The 290-nt window shown below is 70.0% G+C and carries 1 protein-coding gene; it reads left to right on the top strand.

Features of this window, described 5'->3' with window-relative positions; all coding sequences use genetic code 11:
* Positions 1-290 (top strand): AMP-binding protein (locus tag F1735_RS34790; RefSeq protein ID WP_167241611.1); only part of this gene is annotated, 290 nt, incomplete at both ends.

Raw genomic sequence — 290 nt, 5'->3', positions numbered from 1 at the left:
CCTGCTCGATGCCGACATGAACCCGGTGCCGGTCGGGGCGGCGGGCGAGTTGTGCATCGGCGGCGAGCTGCTGGCGCGCGGCTACCATGGCCGTCCTGACCTGAGCGGGGAGCGCTTCGTTCCCGATCCGTTCGGCGCGCCCGGAGCGCGCATGTACCGCACTGGCGACCTGGCGCGCTGGAAGCCGGACGGCGTGATCGATTACCTGGGCCGGATCGACCACCAGGTCAAGATTCGTGGCTTCCGTATCGAGCTGCCGGAAATCGAGGCGTGCCTGCTCGGCCACCCCG

Source organism: Massilia genomosp. 1 (assembly GCF_011682185.1).
GTDB classification, from domain to species: domain Bacteria; phylum Pseudomonadota; class Gammaproteobacteria; order Burkholderiales; family Burkholderiaceae_D; genus Telluria_A; species Telluria_A rubra.
Note: the sequence above shows the minus strand (reverse complement) of the source record. Positions and strands in the feature narration are given on the sequence as shown.